Annotated in this window: 14 protein-coding genes; 4 read left to right on the forward strand and 10 right to left on the reverse strand. The window is 60.3% G+C overall.

The window, feature by feature from the left end; all coding sequences use genetic code 11:
- Positions 1-53: 53 nt before the first annotated feature.
- The 5 genes from HUW52_RS28595 to HUW52_RS28615 all read right to left on the reverse strand — a co-directional run bounded on the left by HUW52_RS28595 (position 54) and on the right by HUW52_RS28615 (position 6,931).
- The gene (locus HUW52_RS28595) at positions 54-3,071 is read right to left on the reverse strand and encodes a sarcosine oxidase subunit alpha (RefSeq protein WP_175555501.1); all 3,018 of its coding nucleotides are present in this window, start codon (positions 3,069-3,071) and stop codon (positions 54-56) included.
- Positions 3,068-3,397 (reverse strand): sarcosine oxidase subunit delta, encoded by a 330-nt coding sequence (locus HUW52_RS28600; RefSeq protein WP_016986286.1) that lies wholly within the window; start codon positions 3,395-3,397, stop codon positions 3,068-3,070. Before HUW52_RS28600 ends, HUW52_RS28595 begins: the two co-directional genes overlap by 4 nt.
- A 14-nt stretch (positions 3,398-3,411) precedes the next feature.
- Complete coding sequence (locus HUW52_RS28605) at positions 3,412-4,662, reverse strand: sarcosine oxidase subunit beta (RefSeq protein ID WP_034155011.1); 1,251 nt, start codon at positions 4,660-4,662, stop codon at positions 3,412-3,414.
- A gap of 20 nt (positions 4,663-4,682) precedes the next feature.
- Complete coding sequence (locus tag HUW52_RS28610; protein ID WP_007913117.1) at positions 4,683-5,936, reverse strand: serine hydroxymethyltransferase; 1,254 nt, start codon at positions 5,934-5,936, stop codon at positions 4,683-4,685.
- Between the two features lie 284 nt (positions 5,937-6,220).
- Positions 6,221-6,931 (reverse strand): TraX family protein, encoded by a 711-nt coding sequence (locus tag HUW52_RS28615; RefSeq protein ID WP_175555502.1) that lies wholly within the window; start codon positions 6,929-6,931, stop codon positions 6,221-6,223.
- 126 nt (positions 6,932-7,057) lie between these two features.
- Here HUW52_RS28615 and HUW52_RS28620 point away from each other — a divergent pair, with 126 nt between their 5' ends.
- Together HUW52_RS28620 and HUW52_RS28625 are read left to right on the forward strand one after the other, a co-directional pair.
- On the forward strand, positions 7,058-8,098 hold the full coding sequence (locus tag HUW52_RS28620) for a low specificity L-threonine aldolase (RefSeq protein ID WP_016986284.1): 1,041 nt from the start codon (positions 7,058-7,060) through the stop codon (positions 8,096-8,098).
- A gap of 84 nt (positions 8,099-8,182) precedes the next feature.
- Positions 8,183-9,007 (forward strand): NAD(P)-dependent oxidoreductase, encoded by an 825-nt coding sequence (locus HUW52_RS28625; RefSeq protein ID WP_016986283.1) that lies wholly within the window; start codon positions 8,183-8,185, stop codon positions 9,005-9,007.
- Between the two features lie 181 nt (positions 9,008-9,188).
- Here the strand turns inward: HUW52_RS28625 and gbcB are convergent, their stop codons facing one another.
- Positions 9,189-10,289: a glycine-betaine demethylase subunit GbcB gene (gbcB, locus tag HUW52_RS28630; RefSeq protein ID WP_007911227.1), complete on the reverse strand. Its 1,101-nt coding sequence runs from the start codon at positions 10,287-10,289 to the stop codon at positions 9,189-9,191.
- Between the two features lie 297 nt (positions 10,290-10,586).
- On the opposite strand from gbcB, the gene gbcA reads away from it, so the two are divergent.
- Positions 10,587-11,882, forward strand: a complete 1,296-nt coding sequence (gbcA, locus tag HUW52_RS28635; protein WP_016986282.1) for a glycine-betaine demethylase subunit GbcA — start codon at positions 10,587-10,589, stop codon at positions 11,880-11,882.
- A gap of 254 nt (positions 11,883-12,136) precedes the next feature.
- Positions 12,137-12,343: a hypothetical protein gene (locus HUW52_RS28640; protein WP_175555503.1), complete on the forward strand. Its 207-nt coding sequence runs from the start codon at positions 12,137-12,139 to the stop codon at positions 12,341-12,343.
- A gap of 285 nt (positions 12,344-12,628) precedes the next feature.
- On the opposite strand, the gene HUW52_RS28645 is transcribed toward HUW52_RS28640, so the two are convergent.
- From HUW52_RS28645 to dgcB, 4 genes are all read right to left on the reverse strand, one after another.
- Entirely contained in the window at positions 12,629-13,195 is a 567-nt protein-coding gene (locus HUW52_RS28645) for a GNAT family N-acetyltransferase (RefSeq protein WP_016983632.1), read from the reverse strand.
- Between the two features lie 219 nt (positions 13,196-13,414).
- On the reverse strand, positions 13,415-14,185 hold the full coding sequence (locus HUW52_RS28650) for an electron transfer flavoprotein subunit beta (protein WP_016983630.1): 771 nt from the start codon (positions 14,183-14,185) through the stop codon (positions 13,415-13,417).
- A 9-nt stretch (positions 14,186-14,194) separates the two neighbouring features.
- Entirely contained in the window at positions 14,195-15,415 is a 1,221-nt protein-coding gene (locus tag HUW52_RS28655) for an electron transfer flavoprotein subunit alpha/FixB family protein (protein WP_175555504.1), read from the reverse strand.
- On the reverse strand, positions 15,415-17,364 hold the full coding sequence (gene dgcB, locus HUW52_RS28660) for a dimethylglycine demethylation protein DgcB (protein WP_175555505.1): 1,950 nt from the start codon (positions 17,362-17,364) through the stop codon (positions 15,415-15,417). The genes HUW52_RS28655 and dgcB overlap by 1 nt, the downstream gene beginning before the upstream one ends.
- Positions 17,365-17,394: the final 30 nt, after the last annotated feature.

A 17,394-nucleotide genomic window follows, 5' to 3' on the forward strand; every position in this document is an offset into this window, starting at 1 on the left:
GAGCGAGCTTGCTCGCGAAGGCGATATCCGCCACCCCACAGAGCTCGAAGCTGTCAGATGTTCTGGCGATCCCCCTTCGGATCGAAGAACACCGAAGAAACGATTTCCGCCTCGATCACGCTGCCATCGGCCAGCGGTGCAAACACCCGCTCACCGAGACGCTTCAGACCGCCCTTGACCACACCCATGGCAAACGAATAACCGAGGGAGTTGTGCGCGTAGCTGGAAGTCACGTGGCCGACCATGGTCATCGGAATCGCCTGCTTGGTGTTGAACACCAACTGCGCACCTTCCGGCAGCCACACGTTCGGATCGATCGGCTTCAGCCCGACCAGCTGCTTACGCTGATCCTTAACGCAGTCTTCACGGTTCATGCCGCGTTGGCCGATCCACGAGAACGGTTTGGTGCGGCCCACACACCAGCCCATGTTCAAGTCGTCCGGGGTCATCGAGCCATCAGTGTCCTGGCCAACGATGATGAAGCCCTTCTCGGCACGCAGCACGTGCATGGTTTCAGTGCCGTACGGGGTCAGGTTGTACTGCTTGCCGGCCTCGACGATTTTCTCCAGCACGCCCATCGCGTAGTCGGCCTGGACGTTGACTTCGTACGACAGTTCACCGGTGAACGAGATACGGAACACCCGCGCCGGCACGTCGCCGACCAGACCTTCTTTCCAGGTCATGAACGGGAACGCTTCGTTGCTCAGATCAATGTCAGTCACGGCGCTGAGCAGCTTGCGGCTGTTCGGCCCGGACAGGGTCATGGTCGCCCAGTGGTCGGTGACGGACGTGAAATACACCTTCATGTCCGGCCATTCGGTCTGGTGATACAGCTCCAGCCATTGCAGCACGCGAGCCGCGCCGCCAGTGGTGGTGGTCATGACGAAATGGTTGTCGGCCAGGCACGCCGTGACACCGTCGTCGAAGACCATGCCGTCTTCTTTGCACATCAAACCGTAGCGAGCCTTGCCCACGTCGAGTTTGGTCCAGGCGTTGGTGTACACGCGGTTGAGGAACTCGCGGGCATCCGGGCCTTGAATGTCGATCTTGCCGAGGGTCGAGGCGTCGAGCAGGCCGACGCTGTCGCGCACGGCTTTGCATTCACGCTTCACCGCTGCATGCAGGTCTTCACCGTTTTTCGGGAAGTACCAAGGACGTTTCCACTGCCCGACGTCTTCAAACTCGGCACCGTTCTTCACATGCCAGGCATGCAGCGCGGTGTAGCGCACCGGTTCGAAGATGTGCCCGCAATGACGACCGGCCACGGCGCCGAAAGTCACCGGCGTGTAGTTCGGACGGAACATGGTGGTGCCCATCTGCGGGATGGTCACGTTCAGCGAGCGGGCCGCGATGGCCAGACCGTTGACGTTGCCGAGCTTGCCCTGATCGGTGCCGAAACCCAGCGCGGTGTAGCGTTTGACGTGTTCGACCGATTCGAAACCTTCGCGGGTCGCCAGTTCGATCGCAGCAGCGGTCACATCGTTTTGCAGATCGACGAATTGCTTCGGCGCCCGTGCGGTGTTCTTTTCGTGCGGCACTTGGAACAGCGCCAGCGTCGGCTCTTCTAGACGGCTCAGGGCTTTTGGCAGCACGCCTTCGACAGTCTGGAAACCGGCTTCAGCGGCAGCGCGCACGCCACCTTCAAAACCGTCAGCGAGCGAATCGCCGAGACCGTACACGCCGTTGATGCCACCAACGCACACGCGCTTCTGCGGTGCTTCGCCCGGAACGAAACCGAGGATGTCTTCACGCCAGGTCGGCTTGCCACCGAGGTGCGAGGCCAAGTGAACGACCGGGCTGTAACCGCCGGAACTGGCGATCACATCGCAGTCGAGCCATTCGCCCGGGCTGGTCACGGCGTGCGCTTTAACATCAATCGCCGCCACGCGGGCAGCAGTCACGCGCTTGCTGCCACGGGCTTCGATCACGGCGCTGCCGGTGAGGATGCGGATACCTTTGGCACGCGCTTCTTCGACCAGCGCACCACGCGGATTGCTACGGGCATCGGCGATGGCGACTACTTGCAGACTGGCGTCGAGCCAATCCAGAGCGACACGATAAGCGTGATCGTTGTTGGTCGAAAGAACGAGCTTCTTGCCCGGTGCTACGCCATAACGGCGCACGTAAGTCGACACCGCACCGGCGAGCATGTTGCCCGGCACGTCGTTGTTGCCGTAAACCAGCGGACGCTCGCAAGCACCGGTCGCCAGCACGACGCGCTTGGCGCGGACACGGTGAATACGCTGACGCACCTGACCGATTGGCGCACGGTCACCGAGGTGATCGGTGAGGCGTTCGTGAATGGTCAGGAAGTTGTGGTCGTGGTAACCGTTGACCGTGGCGCGCGGCAACAGCAGCACGTCCGGGGTGTTCTTCAGTTCCGTGATGACACTGGCGACCCAGTCCATCGCCGGTTTGCCGTCGAGGCTTTCACGGGAATCGAGCAGGCTGCCGCCGAACTCTTCCTGCTCGTCCGCCAGAATCACTCGGGCACCGCTGCGCGCCGCTGCCAGTGCAGCCGCCAGACCGGCAGGGCCGGCGCCGACGATCAGCACGTCGCAGTGCTGGTTCATGTAGTCGTAGGTGTCCGGATCGTTCTCGGTCGGCGAACGGCCGAGACCGGCTGCCTTGCGAATGTACTTCTCGTAGGTCATCCAGAACGATTGCGGGTACATGAAGGTTTTGTAGTAGAAACCCGGCGGCATCAGCTTGCCGCCGACCTTGCCGAGAATGCCCATCATGTCGTTGTTGACGCTCGGCCAGCCGTTGGTGCTGGTCGCGACCAGACCTTGATACAGCGCCTGTTGCGTGGCGCGCACGTTGGGGATTTGCGTGGCTTCGGTCGCGCCGATCTGCAGCACCGCGTTCGGCTCTTCGGCACCGGCAGCAAAGATGCCGCGAGGACGCGAATACTTGAAGCTGCGGCCAATGATATCGACGCCGTTGGCGATCAGCGCGGCGGCCAGCGAGTCACCCTCGAAGCCTTTGTAGCTCTGACCGTTGAAGGTGAAGCTCAGCACTTTGTTGCGGTCGATCCGTCCACCGTTGGACAGGCGATTGGTCTGGCTCATACCTTCTCTCCCAGCGCCGTCGTGGCTGTTTTCGCCGTATCAGCCTTGTCGGTGAATTGCGGCTTGGTGCCGATCTTGTAGGTTTCGAGAATCTCGTAGGTCACGGTGTCGCGGGTGACGTTGAAGTACTGACGGCAACCGGCAACGTGATCCCACAGCTCGTGGTGCAGACCGCGCGGGTTATCGCGGAAAAACATGTAGTCGCCCCACTCTTCATCAGTGCAGGCGCCTGGATCCAGTGGGCGCGGAATGTGCGCCTGACCGGATGCGTGGAATTCCTCTTCGGAGCGCAGTTCGCCGCAGTGAGGACAGAAGATATGCAACATGGGGATTTCTCCTGTTAGTGGGCAACCGCAGCAGCGCCGTGTTCATCGATCAACGCACCGTTGTGGAAACGGTCGATGGAGAAAGGTGCGGCCAACGGGTGCATTTCACCCTTGGCCAGACTCGCGGCAAACACGTTGCCCGAGCCAGGAGTTGCCTTGAAGCCACCGGTGCCCCAACCGCAGTTGAAGAACATGTTCGGTACCGGGGTTTTCGAAATGATCGGGCAAGCGTCCGGCGTGGTGTCGACGATGCCGCCCCACTGACGGTTCATGCGTACGCGCGACAACACCGGGAACATCTCGACGATGGCCTGAATGGTGTGTTCGATCACCGGGTACGAACCACGCTGGCCGTAGCCGTTGTAGCCGTCGATACCGGCGCCGATCACCAGGTCGCCCTTGTCGGACTGGCTGATGTAACCGTGCACGGCGTTGGACATGATCACGCTGTCGATAATCGGCTTGATCGGCTCGGACACCAGCGCTTGCAGCGGGTGGGATTCGATCGGCAGACGGAAACCGGCGAGTTTGGCCATGTGCCCGGAGTTACCGGCGGTGACCACACCGACGCGCTTGGCGCCGATGAAACCCTTGTTGGTTTCAACACCGATGCATACGCCGTTTTCCTTGCGGAAACCGATCACTTCGGTCTGCTGGATCAAGTCCACACCGAGGGCGTCGGCGGCACGGGCAAAGCCCCAGGCCACGGCATCGTGACGGGCAACGCCGCCGCGACGCTGAACAGTCGCGCCCAACACTGGGTAGCGAGTATTTTTCGAGCAGTCGAGGTACGGAATCTCGTCAGCGACTTGCTTGGCATTGAGCAGTTCGCCGTCGACGCCGTTGAGGCGGTTGGCGCTGACCCGACGCTCGGAATCACGGATGTCCTGCAGCGTGTGGCACAGGTTGTAGACGCCACGCTGGGAGAACATCACGTTGTAGTTGAGATCCTGGGACAGGCCTTCCCACAGTTTCATCGCATGTTCGTAGAGGTGCGCCGACTCGTCCCACAGGTAGTTGGAGCGCACGATGGTCGTATTGCGCGCGGTGTTACCGCCGCCCAGCCAGCCTTTCTCGACCACGGCGACGTTGGTGATGCCGTGTTCTTTCGCCAGGTAGTAGGCAGTCGCCAGACCGTGCCCGCCGCCGCCGACGATGACCACGTCGTAGACCTTTTTCGGCGTTGGCGTGCGCCACATGCGCTGCCAGTTTTCGTGGTGGCTGAGGGAGTGTTTGAAGAGGCCGAAGCCCGAATAGCGTTGCATAGTCAGTTACTCCAGAACACTCAGCGATAAACCGGGAAGTCTGCGCACAGGGCCGACACTTGCTGGGCAACATTGGCCTCGACATCGGCATCACCGAGGTTGTCGAGGATGTCGCAGATCCAGCCGGCCAACACTTCGCACTGGGTCACCTTGAAGCCGCGGGTAGTGACCGCCGGGGTGCCGATGCGCAGGCCCGAAGTCACGAACGGCGATTGCGGGTCGTTCGGCACGGCGTTCTTGTTGACGGTGATGTGCGCGCGGCCAAGGGCGGCGTCGGCATCTTTGCCGGTCAGGCCCTGACGGATCAGGCTGACCAGGAACAAATGGTTGTCGGTGCCGCCGGACACTACATCGTAGCCACGTTTGATAAACACGCTGGCCATCGCCTGAGCGTTGTCGATCACTTGTTGCTGATACGCCTTGAAGCCTGGCTCCAGCGCTTCCTTGAAGCACACGGCTTTACCGGCGATGACGTGCATCAGCGGGCCGCCCTGAGCGCCGGGGAACACAGCAGCGTTGAGCTTCTTCTCGATCTCTTCGTTGGACTTGGCCAGGATCAGCCCGCCACGTGGGCCGCGCAGGGTTTTGTGCGTGGTGGTGGTGACCACGTCGGCGTACGGCAGCGGGTTCGGGTACAGACCGGCGGCAACCAGACCGGCGACGTGGGCCATGTCGACAAACAGCAGCGCGCCGACCTTGTCAGCGATCTGACGGAAGCGCGGGAAGTCCAGCGTCTTCGAGTAAGCGGAGAAACCGGCGACGATCATTTTCGGCTTGGATTCGACGGCGAGACGCTCGACTTCGTCGTAATCGATCAGCCCGGTGTCGGTGTTGATGCCGTACTGCACAGCGTTGTAGAGCTTGCCCGAGGACGACACCTTGGCGCCGTGGGTCAGGTGACCGCCGTGGGCCAGGCTCATGCCGAGGATGGTGTCGCCCGGCTGGATCAGCGCCAGGTACACCGCGCTGTTAGCGGATGAACCGGAGTGCGGCTGAACGTTGGCGTAATCGGCGCCGAACAGTTGCTTGGCGCGTTCGATGGCCAGTGCTTCGACTTTATCGACGTGCTCGCAGCCACCGTAGTAGCGCTTGCCCGGATAGCCTTCGGCGTATTTGTTGGTCAGGCCGCTGCCTTGCGCTTGCATCACGCGTTTGCTGGTGTAGTTCTCCGACGCGATCAGCTCGATGTGATCTTCCTGACGTTGCTCCTCGGCATTCATCGCCGCCAGCAGTGCATCGTCGTAACCCTGGATCTGGTCTTGCTTGCTGAACATCGCGTCTCTCCCAGCGGCATCTGTGCGCCATTCGTCTCGGTAAGGCACTGGCAATCACGGCAGTGCCCTTTGATGCCGATGGTATGACCGGCGCAGACAGCTCAAATGCCTGCGCGCGCCACGCAAAGGTGCGTTTACGACATGGCCGGAAATGCCCTGACAAACACAATCCTCAATATGACGAAGAACCCTGTGGGAGCGAGCTTGCTCGCGAATAGGCCGTGTCAGTCAGCATCAGTGCTGGCTGATACACCGCTTTCGCGAGCAAGCTCGCTCCCACAGGGTTATGTGAAAAGTTGGCGGACGGCGAGTAGCAGGAGAAAATGTGCGGGATAGAGGACGTACGCCCAGCGCCGCATCGGTGGCGGCTGGAGATGTCGCGCATGTCGCAACAGGAACATTCCGAGCGTGGGCGCAAACAGACAGGTGGCAATGCCAAGAATGGCGACGCTGCTACCGAACCTTGCAGAGTCGTAAAGCACTTGCCATTGGTTCGCTGCGAGGCATATCAAACCCGGCAGCAAGCTGAAATACCACGGACGGCGAAACACCAGCAGCATCGCCAACGGCAGCAACACCCCGAAGAAACCAAACATCAGTCGTTCCGGAAACATGGCGGCCAGCACCAGCGCGGCGACACCCAACAATCGCGCCGTGATCGAGGGGTCCTGCCAACCACGCGCCACTAGCAAACCCAACGCCAGCGTCGGCATCACGTTCAACGTGTCGGGCTCTGGAATGTACAACCAATAGGGAATTTCACTCACCGCACTGAACAGCAACAACCACCCCAGATACCGCCATTCCATCCTCCGCGAACCATCGCGCGAAAGATTCGCCGCCATCGCCAGACAAAACCAAGGAAACGCCAGCCGCCCCGGCACGTACAGCCAATCGGCGGAGAACCCGACATATCGCAGGTGATCGAGCAACATGCTCAGCAGCGCAAGCCACTTGAGCAGATCCAGCGCGCCGTCGCGTTTGCTCAGGTGCATAATCGTCCTACAAACTGGTAATTTCCTGAACGTGACATCCCGTGTGCTCCCCGGAAGATCTTCGGTAAAGTGCGCACCCTCATTGACCACGAGCCTTCACAAGAGTCTCGACCACGGAAGCCGGCCATGACCGACAAGAGCCAACAATTCGCCAGCGACAACTACTCCGGTATCTGCCCTGAAGCCTGGGCTGCGATGGAGCAGGCCAACCACGGCCACCAGCGCGCGTATGGCGACGATGAATGGACCGCACGCGCGGCCGACCATTTCCGCAACCTGTTCGAAACCGACTGCGAAGTGTTCTTCGCCTTCAACGGCACCGCCGCCAACTCGCTGGCCCTGTCGTCGCTGTGCCAGAGTTACCACAGCGTGATCTGCTCGGAAACCGCCCACGTCGAAACCGACGAATGCGGCGCCCCGGAATTCTTCTCCAACGGTTCGAAACTGCTGATCGCTGGCACTGAAAACGGCAAGATCACCCCGCAGTCGATCCGCGAAGTCGCGCTCAAGCGCCAGGACATTCACTACCCGAAACCGCGCGTGGTGACCCTGACCCAAGCCACTGAAGTCGGCAGCGTTTACACCCCGGAAGAAGTCCGCGCCATCAGCGCCACTTGCAAGGAGTTGGGCCTGCACCTGCACATGGACGGCGCACGTTTTTCCAACGCCTGCGCGTTCTTAGGCTGCTCGCCAGCAGACCTGACCTGGAAGGCTGGTGTTGACGTGCTGTGCTTCGGCGGCACCAAGAACGGCATGGCCGTAGGTGAAGCGATCCTGTTCTTCAACCACAAACTGGCCGAAGACTTCGATTACCGCTGCAAACAGGCCGGGCAACTGGCGTCGAAAATGCGCTTCCTCTCGGCACCCTGGGTCGGCATCCTCGAAAACGACGCCTGGCTGAAATACGCCCGCCACGCCAACCACTGCGCGCAATTGCTGGCCGAACTGGTCAGCGACATTCCCGGCGTCGAACTGATGTTCCCGGTGCAGGCCAACGGCGTGTTCCTGCAACTGTCGGAACCGGCGATCGCCGCGCTGACCGCGAAAAACTGGCGTTTCTACACCTTCATCGGCAAGGGCGGCGCACGCTTCATGTGCTCGTGGGACACCGAAGAAGAACGCGTCCGCGAACTGGCGCGCGACATCCGCGAAGTCATGTCCGCCTGACCTGACTACACGGGTTGTGCTTCTGCTTGGTCTACATTGTCTGTCGAGCCCTCCGCTCACATAACAATAAGCAGGAGCATCGGCATGTCGTTACAAGGCAAAACCCTGTTCATCACCGGCGCCAGCCGTGGCATTGGTCGTGAGATTGCGCTGCGTGCCGCGAAGGACGGAGCCAACATCGTCATTGCGGCGAAGAGCGCCGAACCCCACGCAAAATTGCCTGGGACCATTCACAGCGTCGCTGCGGAAGTCGAAGCGGCGGGCGGCAAAGCTTTGGCCCTGCAAGTGGATGTGCGTGATGAAGAGGCGGTGCGCAAAGCGCTCGCGCAGGCCAACGAGCATTTCGGCGGCATCGATGCGCTGGTGAACAACGCCGGGGCGATCAAGTTGACCGGCGTGCAACACATCGAACTCAAGCGTTTCGACCTGATGCACCAGATCAACACCCGGGCGGTGTTGCTGTGCAGTCAGGCCGCCCTGCCCTATTTGAAGAAATCCGCCGGACACATTCTCAACCTGTCGCCGCCGCTGAATCTGGCGAGCAAGTGGTTTGCGCAATTCAGCCCGTACACGGTGACCAAGTACGGCATGAGCATGCTGACGCTGGGGATGAGCGAGGAATTTGCCGCGTACGGGATCAGCGTCAATTCACTGTGGCCGCAGACGATGATTGCCACGGCGGCGATTGAGTTTCAGCTGGGCAATCGCGAGTCGTTCAAGCAGGCGCGCACGCCGGCGATTATGGCGGATGCGGCGCATGTGATTTTGGGAAGCAGTGGACGGCAGATTACCGGGCGATTGTTGATTGATGAGGAGATTTTGCGGGAGAGCGGCGTGACTGAGTTCGATCAATATCGCTTTGATCGAGAAAGCGACGCGGCGTTGATGCCGGATTTGTTTGTTGACTGAAAAGCCCCTCACCCTAGCCCTCTCCCAGAGGGAGAGGGAACTGACCGTGGTGTTTATCAGAGCTACGCCGACGTGAAATACCGAGCCGAACTCACATTTTGAAAAGCCCAAAAATCGGCCCCCTCTCCCTCTGGGAGAGGGCTGGGGTGAGGGGCAAGCCGTACGCAAAAATTCGCCCCACTCAGAAATCGATGCGCACATCCCCTTTAGGCACACTGCAGCACGAAAGAATAAACCCTTCGGCCTCGTCGTCCTCGGTAATCCCGCCGTTGTGCTCCATCTCCACCTCGCCCCCCAGCTTCAACACCTTACACGTCCCACAAATCCCCATCCCGCAAGCTTTCGGAATCATCAAGCCAAGCTTGGCCGCCGCCGCATGCACGGTTTCACCCGGTGCCACACGAATGCTCTTGCCGGACGAAGTGAATTCGACCTGATGCAGATCCGCCGCATCGATTTCCGGTGCATCCGCAGCCTGCTCGGCCTGTTCGACCGCATCGGCACGTGCTTCCGGTGGCGTCGCACCAAACGACTCCTCGTGATAACGCGACATGTCGTAACCGGCCACTTCCAGCAGGCGCTTGACCGCGTTCATGTACGGCGTCGGGCCGCAGCAGAACACTTCGCGCTCGAGGAAGTCCGGCACCATCAATTCGAGCATCTTGTGATTCAGGTAACCGCGATACCCGGCCCACGGCTCGCCCAAGCCATGCTTCTCGCAGATCAGGTGCAGGCTGAAGTTGTCGATCCGCGATGCCATGTGTTCCAGCTCGCGGTGGTAAATGATGTCTTTCGGCGAGCGCGCGCTGTGGATAAAGGTCATGTCGACGTTGGCGTTGGTGTCGTAGAACCATCGCGCCATCGACATGCACGGCGTAATCCCCACGCCGCCGCTGAGATAGAGCACCTTCGGGCTCGGGAAGTCGATGGCGTTGAACAGCCCGACCGGCCCGTGCACCGCCAACTCTTGCCCTTCATGCAGCGTGTCGTGCAACCAGTTCGAGACCTTGCCCCCTGGCACGCGCTTGATCGTCACCGAAAAGCTGTACGGCACCGACGGCGAACTGGAAATGGTGTACGAGCGCATGATCGGCTGGCCTTCGATTTCCAGCTCCAGAGTCACGAACTGCCCGGGCTTGAAGAAGAACAGGATCGGCTGGTCAGCCATAAAGCAGAAGGTGCGCACGTCCCAGGTTTCCTGGATGACTTTGACGCAACGGACGATGTGTCGGCCATTGGCCCAGGTCTGGGTGGTGACCGGATTCAGGAAGCTGTTGGACATGCTGTTCTCCACGGCCGACTGTCGGCCTCATGTCGGCGATTCTGCGTATAGCGCGAACCGCCCGTTTACCTATCCGCGACATCGGCATACTTATCGCGACCAGCCCCCAACCACCGGGGGTTGCGCGTCGGGAACAGATTGCACCATGTCGCCCATGGATAAGGTTGCGCCCTGCGCCGGGCCCACACTCGCCCCAACACCAAGACAGCTTCTTTACACCTTGCGTAGCAACCGTTAGCAGCACACCTGATCAGCCACTTTTCGCCGGCCACGCAGATGGCCATGAGGATCACATCGATGGACGTCACCGCAAAAATCAGCCTGGGCGATCCGCTGGAACCCGCACGCAAGGCCACTGCACAAATGCTGCAAGAGCGCGAGCGCACCTTTTCGCTGCCGCAACCGTTCTATAGCGATGAGCGGCTGTTCGATATCGACATGCAGGAGATCTTCCAGAAAGAGTGGTTGATCGCCGGCATGACCTGCGAGATCCCGGCCAAGGGCAACTACCTGACCCTGCAGATCGGCAAGAATCCGATCATCGTCATTCGTGGCGCCGAGGGCGTAGTGCATGCGTTCCACAACGTCTGCCGTCACCGTGGCTCGCGCCTGTGCACCAGTGAAAAAGGCAAGGTCGCCAAACTGGTCTGCCATTACCACCAGTGGACGTACGAGCTGGACGGTCGCCTGCTGTTCGCCGGTACCGAAATGGGCGCCGACTTCGACATGAAGCAATACGGCCTCAAACCGGTGAACGTGAAGACTGCTGGCGGTTACATCTTCATCAGCCTGGCCGAGAACCCGCCGGCCATCGATGACTTCCTGTCGACGCTGAACCATTACATGGAACCGTACGACATGGAGAACACCAAGGTGGCGATTCAAACCACCTTGTTCGAAAAGGCCAACTGGAAACTGGTGCTGGAAAACAACCGCGAGTGCTACCACTGCAACGCGTCGCACCCGGAACTGCTGAAAACCCTGCTGGAATGGGACGACGTCACTGATCCACGCGCCGATCAAGCGTTCAAGGATCACGTTGCTGCGTCCGCCGCTGCCTGGGAAGCCGAGAAGATTCCTTACGCCCACGCCAGTTTCGGCCTGCGTAACCGCATCGTGCGCATGCCGCTGCTCAAAGGCACCGTGTCGATGACCCTCGACGGCAAACAGGGCTGCGCGAAACTGATGGGGCGGATCAAGAACCCGGATCTGGGTTCGATGCGCATCCTGCACCTGCCGCACTCGTGGAACCACTGCATGGGCGACCACATCATCGTCTTCACCGTGTGGCCGATCAGCGCGCAGGAAACCATGGTCACCACCAAATGGATCGTGCACAAGGATGCGGTTGAAGGCGTCGATTACGACGTCGAGCGCATGCGCCAGGTGTGGGATGCGACCAATGATCAGGATCGTCGTCTGGCGGAAGAGAATCAGCGCGGGATTAACTCGACGGCGTATCAGCCTGGTCCTTACTCGAAAACTTATGAGTTTGGCGTGGTCAACTTCGTTGATTGGTACAGCGAGCGTCTGCTGAACAACCTCGGTGCCGAGCCTGCGCCTTACCTCAAAGGCGTCCCTGTCCAAGGATAAAAAGCATCGCGAGCAGGCGAAGGCCTACATTTGGAATGCGTTCCCCTGTAGGAGTGAGCCTGCTCGCGATAGCTATTTCACATTCACCACATCCCTGAACCTTGATTGCACAAATTCTGACCAACCACCCCACACCCCATACCCACCAAGCCCCCCAGCCTTCCGCAAACAAGTTATCCACATACCCACCCACAGCAAATGGGGACAACTGTGGATGACTCAAAAAATATCTCACTGATTTGCAAAGAAAAACCGTGACTTATCCAGAAGCACGGTTTTCCAAAGGCAATGATCGTTTTTCGATCAACAGGCTGAAAGGCACACAGATCGTGGCCTTCAGCGGATGGCAAACACCTTATCCACAGAAGCGCCAACAGAGATCGGGGGTAACTTTGCATCTGCTGTGGAAAAGCGCTGAAGACTGCGAAAAATCGGGGGTTTCGGAAGATTCATCCGGTTAAAAGTGCAAATTGATCAGTTATTGATCAACTCTCTGAAAGCCACGTTTTATATGGCTGTTAGTGGAAAGCAAACATCTTATCCACAGAAGCGCCAACAGAGATCGGGGGTAACTCAGGAAGTTATCCCGCCGAAAAATCCCGTAAAAACCGTAACTTAGGCTGGTTATTTTTTGATCTGAAGGCTACAGGCCACGGCCGACGTGACTTGCAGTGATGGGCGAACATGTTATCCACAGACTGACCAACAGGGATTGTGTGTAAACCCTCGTCAGTGGATAACCGGATTCATGCCCGGTACATAAGATAGGCCTCACCCGTCACCCGAATCATCGGATGCGGTACCACCTGACAGGTTTTGACGATGCCAAAGCCATGTCGCTCATAAAACCGGCGCGCACCGGTATTGGCGGCGTAGTCGATCAGGCTCAGCCCTTTGAGCGTGAGTTGATCGGCGCGCGCCTGGGCATGCTGGAGGAACTGCACGCCCAATCCTTGATTGCGCCAGCCTTCGTGCAGCGCCAGGCTGGAGATGTACAGGGTATCCGCCACCTCCATATCGGCGTAAGGCGCCAGCACAGGATCGGTGGGCGGTGCCGGGTCTGGATCTTCGCGCATGACGTAGCTGTGCATCATGCCGACCACGCCGCCTTCGGCCTCAGCGATCAGGCAGTTCTGCCAGGAAAAGTCCACATCGTCGCGGGCATATCGCCGCTCACCGACATCAAGCAATGTCTCGCCCGGCTCCGCCAACTGACTCCAGATGTAATCCGAGGCGCCCTCTGAGGAGATCTGAAACAAACGCGCAATATCGCGCGCATCCGTGCGCCGGGCAGGTCGAAATTTTACGGTCATTCACTTGACTCCCTGTGTGGTGAGTGGCTTTTCTAACCCGTGCTTGAAAACAGCTGCAAACAGAAGCGCAATGTTTTTCATGTCAACAAATGACAGTTGTCGACCAAATACATGTGGGAGCGAGCTTGCTCGCGAAAGCGCTGTATCCGCCAACATCATTGCTGACTGATCCGATGCATTCGCGAGCAAGCTCGCTCCCACAGGAGGATTGGAGGGGTGTCAGCGGACCACGCCTTCTTCAATCAGCAACTTGAGGATGGCTTCGGCGCCAACCTGCGGGGTAACGCCTTTGAGCACTTGTCCACCGCCACCACTGGCTTTGGCGGTAGCCGCTTTCATCCGGTCGGCACCGCTTTTGGCTTTGATCACTTTCAGGCGTTTGGGCCTTGGTTTGGCCGGCTGCAGGGTGGCGACAGCCAAGAGCTCGTCGTCTACGACCTCGACGTCGTCAGCCTCCAGCACCCCGCGCCGCGCCGGGCCATAGGCACTCTGCCGAGGCTTCGGCGCAGCGTTATCCACAGTCGCGAGAAACGGCAGTTTCACCTTCAAGCGCCGCCGCTGACCACGCGGCAAGGCTTGCAGCACCAGCGCCGAACCGTCGTTGATCGACTCGACCTGTGCCAGCCCCACCACCAGCGGCCAACCCAGACCTTCCGCCAACAAGAACGGCAGCATCCCCGAACCTTCACCGGTTTCTGCCTGGCTGCCGGTCAGCACCACCTGGGCACCGGCATCGCGCAGATACGCGGTCAGCGCTGGTAGCGCATCGGCGCCAGCCGGTTGCTCCAGCACATGCATCTGCTCAAGACCCATACCCAGATAGGCGCGCAACGCCGGTTCCGCAACGTCGCCGGCATGCAGCACTTGCAGGTTATCCCCAGCCAGTTGCAGACCCAGTTCCACAGCGCGCGCGTCCTGATCAGCACGGCGTGGCCGCCCGGAAGTCGGGTGAGCGCCGATTGAAACCAGACTGATTACTTTCGTGTTCATAGCGTTTCCTTAAGCCGCATCGCGTTTGGCTTCGTTGCGGTAAGCCGCGACCGCCTCGATCAACGCCTGCAGAATCTCTGCGCTTTCGCCGATCACCGACAAATCGGCACGCTTGATCATGTCGCAACCTGGATCAAGGTTGATCGCCACCACTTTGTCGCAAGCGCCAATGCCTTGCAGGTGCTGAATCGCGCCAGAGATACCCACAGCCACATAGACCCGCGCGGTGACCCAGGTGCCGGACGCGCCGACCTGGCGATCACGGGCCATGAAGCCATCGTCCACTGCAACGCGGGAAGCGCCTTCGGTAGCGCCGAGCGCCGCTGCCGTTTCGTGAAAGAGCTGCCAGTCCTTGACGCCGTTGCCGCCGGAGAAAATGAACTCCGCTTCGGCCATCGGAATCGCTGCGGGGTCCACCGCCACAGCGCCGAGATCTTCAATCCGCGACAGGCTGCGCACGACGCTTGTGGATAACTCTACCGGCAACGCTTCATGTCGGGTTTCGCTGACCGGCTCGGCGCATTCGGCGGCGCCCAGAATCAACCGCGCGACCGGTCGGGCAAGGTCTTGCAGTCCAGCGCCAGCGCGGCCAATGCACTGCTGATCCTTGACCTGCCAGACCCGCGTCGCCGGGCGCTCACCCAGTGCCGCGGCAAAGCGCCGGCCGAGTTCACCGCCACCGCTTCGGCTGTCCGGCAGCAACCAATGACGCGGGTTGAACTGGTTATCCACAGCGCGCAAACCTTGCAACCGTTGCTCCGGTGCATAACCGCTGAACTGTTCGCCTTCGAGCACCAACAAGCGATCGACGCCTGCCGTGGCGAAAGCATTTTCCTTGTGTTCGCAAAACACCACCGCGAGCACCGCGCCGTCCTGGCCGGCGAGTTGATGAGCGAGGCCGAGCAAGTCGCGGTCGTGGCTGCTCAAGCGGCCACCGACCATATCCGGCACCACGCTGATATAGAACGCCGGGGCCGGCACCTGATGCAGCGGCAATTGCACTTCCACAGCAGCTGAACGTTTGACCGCCCCGCCCTGCTGCGCGCCGCTGCGGTCGATACGCTTGATGCCGTTGGGGCCGATAAAACCGATGCCGTGCAAATTCTTGCGGATGATGCCGTTGGGGCCCATCCAGCTGTGCTGCGCCGGTTGCATGGCCGCGTGCAACGGGTGCAAACGGTTACGGGCAATCCATTCGGCGCGTGGGTCGCGGCGGATAATGTCGCTCATCAATGGGCCTCCGCAGGTTCACGTTTCGCTGGAGTAACGGGCTTGTTCGGCGCTGCGTCTTCGAGCAGCGCGTCGGCCACCAGTTCGGCGATGTCCTTGATCAGCGGACGCGGTTCGACCACGCCTTCGAGCATCGCCGTGCACTGTGGACAACCCACGGCCACCAGTTCGGCGCCGGTCTCGCGGATGTCTTCCATGCGCATGTCGGGAATCCGCTGCTTACCCGGAATGTCAGTGATCGGCGCCCCGCCACCGCCGCCGCAGCAGCGCGAGCGGAAGCCGGAACGTTGCATCTCTTTGACTTCAATGCCGAGGGCCCGCAACACTTCGCGCGGCGCTTCGTACTCGCCGTTGTAGCGGCCCAGGTAGCACGGATCGTGATAGGTCACGCTGTTGCCTTTGTGCTGCCCGAGGTTGAGCGCGCCGGCCTGGATGATTTCCGCCATGTAGGTGCTGTGGTGCTGCACCAGGTAGTTGCCGTCGAACGCGCCGTATTCGTTTTTCAACACGTGGAAGCTGTGCGGATCGCAAGTGACGATGCGGTTGAAGCTGTATTTGGCCAGGGTCTGGATATTGCGTTTGGCGAGCAACTGGAAGGTTGCTTCGTCACCGAGACGGCGGGCCACGTCGCCACTGTCACGCTCTTCGAGACCGAGTACGGCAAAGTCGATTTTCGCCGCTTTCAGCACTTTGACGAACGCGCGCAGGGTGCGCTGGTTACGCATGTCAAAAGCACCGTCGCCAACCCAGAACAGCACGTCGGTGGATTTCTTTTCGCTGAGCAGATTGAGGTTCAAGTCCGCCGCCCAGTTCATCCGTCCGCCCGGGGCGAAACCACCGGGGTTGTCGGTGGCGATCAGATTTTCGAGGACTTCGGCGCCCTTGTTCGGCGTCGCGCCTTTTTCCAGGGTCAGGTGACGGCGCATGTCGACGATGGCGTCGACGTGCTCGATCATCATCGGGCATTCCTCGACGCAGGCGCGGCAGGTGGTGCACGACCACAGGGTTTCGGCATCGACCAGACCGTTGACGATCGGTTGATGCGGATTGCCGCTGTGCTCGCCAATTGGTTTACCGGGATACGGACTGCCAGCAAACTTGGCATCGGTGCCGCCAGCGAGGCCGACGACCATGTCCTGAATCAGCTTTTTCGGGTTCAGCGGCTGGCCGGCGGCGAAGGCCGGGCAAGCCGCTTCGCATTTGCCGCACTGCACGCAGGCGTCAAAACCGAGCAACTGGTTCCAGGTGAAATCCTTGGGTTTTTCCACACCCAGTGGCGCGCTCGGATCGTTCAAATCGAGCGGTTTCAAACCGGTGGAGCGACCGCCGCCAAAACGCTCGGCGCGGCGGTGCCAAGCCAAATGCAACGCACCGGCGAAGGCGTGTTTCATCGGCCCGCCCCACGTCATGCCGAAAAACAGCTCCGACACGCCCCACAGCACGCCAATCCCGAGGATGACCGCGAGCACCCAACCGCCAAAGTTCTCCGGCAGGATTCCAGCCACCGGCAATGTCAGCAGAAAGAACGACGCCGAGAACGCCAACAGGCTTTTCGGCAGGCGCATCCACGGGCCCTTCGACAGCCGCGCCGGCGGGTTGCGCCGACGCAGGTAGACGAAGATCGCGCCGACGAACATCACCGCCGTCATCAGCAGCAAGGCGTAACCGAGAATGCGGTTATGCAGGCCGAAACCGTGCACCAGCAGCGCCAGCACAATCGACGCCACTGCACCGCCGGCCGTGGCCACGTGAGTGTTGGCGATGTATTTGTCCCGCGCCACGACATGGTGCAAGTCGACCATGTAGCGCTTGGGCATGGCGAACAGGCCGCCGATCAGATCGACCTTCGAGGCCCGGCCCCGACGCCACATGGCCACCCGCCGCAAAGCGCCAAGGACACCAAGGCCCAGAGCGGCGAACAACAGGATTGGAAGAAGGGTGTTCAACATAGGTGAAGCTCCCAAAGACCGCAGGGTCTT

The sequence above is a fragment of the Pseudomonas sp. 43A genome, from assembly GCF_013363935.1.
In the GTDB taxonomy this organism is placed as follows: Bacteria; Pseudomonadota; Gammaproteobacteria; order Pseudomonadales; family Pseudomonadaceae; genus Aquipseudomonas; species Aquipseudomonas crudilactis.